Below are 6,361 nucleotides of genomic sequence, written 5' to 3' on the forward strand. Positions count from 1 at the left end.
ATCCAGCGACAGGTGTTGTTACTTTCCAACCGAACTTAGATTTTGTAGGCACTCCAGACGCTGTTAAGATTCAAGCTAAAGATAAGAATGGCACAGCAGTAGAAACAACTTATACCCCAACAGTAGAACGAGTAACTCCAACAGGAGCAGACGCTACATCAACAGATAAACAAGGTCAAGTCCAAAGTGCAACACCAGTGTTCACGGCAGGTGACCCACTTGTACCGATGGATGATAATGTTGCAGCCACCTTTGACGATGGTAGCACAACTAAGACTATTGATGGAGAGGGTACCTATACTGTTGCGCCAGACGGTACTGTCACTTTCACACCAGAACCAACCTTCACAGGAACAGGTACAGGTGTGACCGTTAAACGTGTTGATAAGAACGGCACAGCAGTGACCGCTAAGTACACGCCAACAGTTGAAGCTGTAACTCCAACGGGAGCAGACGCTACCTCAACAGGTAAACAAGGTCAAGTTCAAAGTGCGACACCAGTGTTCACAGCAGGTGACCCACTTGTACCGATGGACGATGATGTACCAGCAACCTTTGAAAACGGTAGTACAGAAATGACTATTGACGGAGAGGGTACTTACGCTGTTGCACCAGACGGTACTGTCACTTTCACACCAGAATCAACCTTCACAGGAACAGGTACAGGTGTGACCGTTAAACGTGTTGATAAGAACGGCACAGCAGTGACCGCTAAGTACACGCCAACAGTTGAAGCTGTGACTCCAACGGGAGCAGACGCTACATCAACAGGTAAACAAGGTCAAGCACAGACAACAGAAGCTAGAGAATTGTTCACCGCAGGTGATGTTACAGCTCCAATTGATTCCTCAAAGATTACCTTATTGGATGTCAATAATCAGCCAGCAACAACCGTTCCAGCCATGAAAGATGGTCAAGAAGTTGGTACTTATAGTATTGATCCAGCGACAGGTGTTGTTACTTTCCAACCGAACTTAGATTTTGTAGGCACTCCAGACGCTGTTAAGATTCAAGCTAAAGATAAGAATGGCACAGCAGTAGAAACAACTTATACCCCAACAGTCGAAGCTGTAACTCCAACGGGAGCAGACGCCACATCAACAGGTAAACAAGGTCAAGTCCAAACAGCCACACCTATATTTGAGGCAGGTGATGATTTAGTACCACTTGATGATAGTGTTCCAGCTACGTTTGAAGATGGTAGCACGACTAAGACTATTGACGGAGAGGGTACCTACACGGTTGCACCAAACGGTAGTGTCACTTTCACACCAGAACCAACCTTCACAGGAACAGCTACAGGTGTGACCGTTAAACGTGTTGATAAGAACGGTACAGTAGTGACTGCTAAGTTTATTCCAATAGTTGAAGCTGTTACCCCAACAGGAATTGATGCAACTTCATCTGGAAAATATGGTGATATTCAAGTTGGAACACCTACCTTTACTGAAGGTAATCCACTTGTGCCAATAGATGACAATGTTCCAGCTACATTCGAAGATGGCAGTACAACTAAGACGATTCCAGGTGAAGGTACCTACACTGTTGCACCAGATGGCACCGTGACCTTTACGCCAGAAAAAGGTTTCACAGGCATAGGCACAGGTGTGACTGTTAAGCGTGTTGATACAAATGGTACGGTTGTTACCGCTAAATTTGTTCCAACAGTTGAAAACTATACTCTTCACCTTGATAGTGAAGGCAATCCTATCAATCTTGATAAGAATGGTAATGCGACAGGTTATGAGTTGGTTGAAAAAATAGTTGATGATAAAGGAAATGTGACATACATTTATAAAAAAGTATCATCTGATCAATTTGTTACCAAGATGAGTACATTACCTAAAACTGGTGAATCTGATAAAGTATTCTTACCACAAGCATTGTTATCAATAATGTTAGGTATGATATTGTTTATAACTTCTAAAAAAGATAAAAAAGAAGAAAAATAGTATTTTCACCAACTATTAAAAAGCTAGAATTTGAATAATTCTAGCTTTTTTAATATTCTTTTCAGGGAGTTGTTAAAATTTTTTTTAAAATTTAGAAATGTTTATTTGTAAAGGTTAACATAAAAAGGTATAATGACGGTGTAACATAAAAATATTTGGAGGAATTTATGAAAAAGAAAACCTTACTCATTCCTGCATTGTCAACTCTATTAGTTTCAACTGCTGTTTTAACTAATACAGTTTACGCAGATGAACCTGTAGAAAATGCGGTGCCTGAATCGACTGTTGCACTTCCACCTCAAGTTGAAAACAACTCGGTAGAACCTCAAGCTGAAAACTCTGAAGTAGCTACACCAGAAGCACCAGCTGAGCCAGCAGAAGTTCTTCCAGATACCACTGAAACCAGTGAACCAACAAGTGAAGAATCACAACCTCAAGCAACTACTCAAGAAAACCCTGTAGTTACTGAAACAGATGGCACAGTTACTATCATCAATACCAATGATATTCATGGTCGTATTGAAGAAGGTAGAGATGTTATTGGAATGGCTAAATTAGCAACTATTGTCAAAGAGACTAGAGCTCAAGGTGAAACATTAGTTTTAGACGCTGGTGATGCCTTCCAAGGAATGCCAATTTCAAATAGTAGTAAAGGTGAAGATATGGCTAAGCTAATGAACCAAATTGGTTTTGATGCAATGGCTGTAGGAAACCATGAATTTGACTTTTCTCTTGAACAAGCCATCAAACTTGAGAAAATGCTTGAATTCCCATTACTCAGTGTTAATACTTATGTTGATGGTGTTAGATTATTTAAACCATCAGTGATTATTGATAAAGATAAAACAATCGAAGGGGATGAATTTGTTGTTATCGGTGTAACAACACCTGAAACTGCTACTAAGACACATCCTAAAAATGTTGAGAAAGTTGTCTTTAGAGACCCTATCTCTGAAGTTGAAAATGCTATTGCAGAAATAGAAGCTCGCGCCAAAGCAGAAGGTGTGTCATACAAAAACTATATTGTTTTAGGACATTTGGGAATTGATGCAAGTACCAAAAAAGAGTGGCAAGGAAGCACAATGGCTGAAGCATTATCTAAGAATCCGTTATTAAAAGACAAACGTGTTCTAATGATTGACGGTCATTCTCATACTCTTGCTGAAGCGACTTATGGTGACAATACTATCTATTCTCAAACAGGTAGTTATTTAAATAATGTTGGTAAAATTGTTCTGACAAAAGATGATATGAAAGTATCATTTATCAATGCTGAACAAGGTAAAGCTTATGAAGCAGATCCTGAAGTAGCTGCTACAGTTGCTGAAATTAAGGAACGTTATGAAGAAGTTAATGCAGTTGTTGTTGTTGACGCAAGTCCTGTGGAACTTCAAGGGGAAAGAGCAAACGTTCGTGTGCGTGAAACTAACCTAGGTAACTTGATTTCTGATTCTCTTTTAGAATACAGTAAGACTGGATTTTCACGTCCAAGTAACCTTGCAGTCATGAATGGTGGTGGTATTCGTGCTACTATTCAAAAAGGTCAACCAATCACTAAAGGTGATATTATTGCTATTCTTCCTTTTGGTAACTTTATCTCTCAAATTAAAGTCACAGGAAAACAAGTCGTTGACATGTTTGCTCATTCATTAGGTTCTATGGTTCAAAAGGATTCTGAAACTGGTGAAGTCATCAGAGATGAAAATGGTCAACCTCTTTTAGGCGCTAGTGGTGGTTTCTTGCATGTTTCTGGTGCTAATGTTTATTATGATACTAACCTTGAAGGAGAAGCTCGTATTCTTTATGTTGAGCTATTAAATCCTGAAACTGGTTTAATTGAACCTCTTGATTTTGGTAAAGATTATTATCTTACAACCAATGACTTCTTAGCTGCTGGTGGAGATGGCTATGACATGCTTGGTGGTGCTCGTGAAGAAGGTCCTTCTATGGATGTCGTTTTTGCTGAATATCTTGAAACAGTTGATCTTAATGATTATGAAGTGATTAATCCAAATTCTCGTCTCATTTCTATTGATTCAACTTTAGATACTGATAACGATGGATTCCCAGACTTTGTTGAACTTATTCTTATGACTGATCCTTCTAATCCTGAGAGCAATCCTGGCATGGAAATGAATGATGAGAAACATGATAAGCAAATGATGATGTCGATGGATAAGCAAAAATCTGATTCATCTAAGCAAGTGCCTGTTTCTTATGCTAAGAAATATGACACCTTGCCTAACACTGGAAGTTCAAATGATACGATGTTAATTCTACTTGGATTGTCAATGACAACATTAGGTTTATATGGCATCAAAAAAAGAAGTTATGGACGCTAATCACTTTTTAGTGTGATAATATAGAAAAAAGAGATTTTAAAATCTCTTTTTTTGTTTAAAGTAGCCATAGTATTAGCATTATTAAGCATATTAAGTTACTATAGTAGTATATTTAATAATAAGGAGAATATATGTTTTTAGCATTTGAAGAAATGAAGCAAAATAAATTAAGATATAGTTTAATTTTAGGTTTACTATTTTTAATCTCTTACCTTGTCTTTTTCTTATCAGCATTAGCTTATGGTCTAATTCAAGAAAACAAATCAGCAGTAGACAAATGGGAAGCAAACTCCATACTACTGTCTAGTGATGCCAATCAAAGTATAGCAGCTTCAAGGTTTGATGCAACAACCATCGAAGATGTAGAAGGCAGTCATCTTGCACTTTTAGCTCAAAAATCAACAGTAGGTTGGAGCAAGGAAAATCCTAGTCAAGATGATAAAGTCAAAATATCACTCTTTGGTATAAAAACTAATGAATTTTTAACACCAACAATTGCTGAGGGACACGAAATTAGTGCTTCTAATGAAGTTGTTGTTGATATTTCTTTAGCTGAGGATGGCGATTATCAAATAGGAGATGAGTTAAAATTAGCAGATACTGATGAAACATTAGCCATTGTTGGCTATACTAGTGGTTCACGTTTTAGTGTGGCTCCAGTTGTTTATGTTGATTTTGATAAATTTCAACAAATTGTTTACGGTGATACTTTGCCAGATGGTGTAGCTTATACCAATGCGATTGTTAGTAGGGATGCTATTGATTCCTATGATTCAAATACTTTAGAAAAACTAAGCATTGCTGATTTTATTGAAAATTTACCAGGCTATAAGGCACAAAATTTAACCTTTGCTTTTATGATTGGCTTTTTAATTATCATCTCTTCAATAGTAATTGGTATTTTCATCTATGTGTTAACCACACAAAAAATTCAAATTTTTGGATTAATGAAAATTCAAGGTCTTTCTAATTTTTATATCTCAAAATCAGTTTTAGCACAAACCTTCTTATTGAGCTTTGTCGGAACATTTTTAGGTTTTATCGGAACTTTTTTAAGTTCTTTATTACTACCAAGTTCTGTTCCTTTTGAAAATAACTGGTTATTCTATGGTGTGATTGCACTAGCAATGGTTTTCTTTGCCGTTCTTGGCGCAGTGTTTTCTGTCAGATCAGTGGTCAAAATAGATCCTTTAAAAATGTTAGGTTAGGAGACAGATATGTCAGTATTAAAATTTCAAAATGTTAGTAAAGAATTTAAGGACGGTTCAGCAATCATTCAAGCATTAAAACCAACTAATTTTTCAATTGATGCAGGTGAATTTGTTGCCATTATTGGACCATCTGGTTCAGGAAAAAGTACCTTCTTAACCATTGCAGGTGGTCTTCAGACACCAACCAAGGGTGATTTAATCATTAATCAACACTCCTTTACAAAATTAACTGAAAAAGAACGTGCTCGTCTACGTTTTTCAGAAATCGGTTTTATTTTACAAAGTTCTAATCTTATTCCTTTTTTAACTGTTGAAAAACAGTTGGATTTGGTAGATAAGATAAATAAAAATAATCAAAAAGAGAAACAAACACAATTATTTGAAGATTTGGGTATTGGCACTCTAATCAAAAAATTTCCCAAGGATTTATCAGGAGGAGAACGCCAAAGAGTGGCTATTGCAAGAGCTCTATATAATGATCCTCAATTAATTTTAGCTGATGAACCAACAGCTAGTTTAGACAGTCATCGAGCGTTTGAAGTGGTTGACTTACTAGCAAAAGAAGCCAAAGTAAGAAAAAAAGCCATTATCATGGTGACTCACGATAAAAGAATGATTGAAAAATGTGATAAAGTCTATGAAATGAACGATGGTGTATTAAAACAGCAATTATAAGCAAACAAAAAGCGGCTCTTTGTCAACTGTAGTGGGTGACTATTCATCAAGATAGGGAGAGAATCACATTGATTCTCTCCCTTTTAATGTTCAAAGCGATGAGAATTTTTGTTTTAAAGTTGTTAAAGTTTCTAAAACCAAAGGCTTGTCTTTTGATATCTTTGATTAATTTATTAGTCGC

General features: G+C 36.7%; 3 protein-coding genes and 2 pseudogenes. 4 read left to right on the top strand and 1 reads right to left on the bottom strand.

Annotated features, from left to right (window positions below; translation table 11 throughout):
* From N7659_RS07815 to N7659_RS07830, 4 genes and pseudogenes are all read left to right on the top strand, one after another.
* A pseudogene (locus N7659_RS07815) lies at window positions 1-1,952 on the top strand (CshA family fibrillar surface protein C); the annotation flags it as partial.
* A gap of 167 nt (window positions 1,953-2,119) precedes the next feature.
* Window positions 2,120-4,294: a cell surface ecto-5'-nucleotidase Nt5e gene (gene nt5e, locus N7659_RS07820; RefSeq protein WP_263276597.1), complete on the top strand. Its 2,175-nt coding sequence runs from the start codon at window positions 2,120-2,122 to the stop codon at window positions 4,292-4,294.
* Between the two features lie 131 nt (window positions 4,295-4,425).
* Window positions 4,426-5,502, top strand: a complete 1,077-nt coding sequence (locus N7659_RS07825) for an ABC transporter permease (RefSeq protein WP_263276598.1) — start codon at window positions 4,426-4,428, stop codon at window positions 5,500-5,502.
* A 9-nt stretch (window positions 5,503-5,511) separates the two neighbouring features.
* Window positions 5,512-6,180: an ABC transporter ATP-binding protein gene (locus tag N7659_RS07830; protein ID WP_263276599.1), complete on the top strand. Its 669-nt coding sequence runs from the start codon at window positions 5,512-5,514 to the stop codon at window positions 6,178-6,180.
* Here N7659_RS07830 and N7659_RS08255 read toward each other — a convergent pair.
* Window positions 6,141-6,361 (bottom strand): annotated as a pseudogene (locus tag N7659_RS08255) (transposase); the annotation flags it as partial. The gene N7659_RS07830 and the pseudogene N7659_RS08255 overlap by 40 nt on opposite strands.

This window comes from Streptococcus sp. CSL10205-OR2, assembly GCF_025660655.1.
GTDB lineage: Bacteria > Bacillota > Bacilli > Lactobacillales > Streptococcaceae > Streptococcus.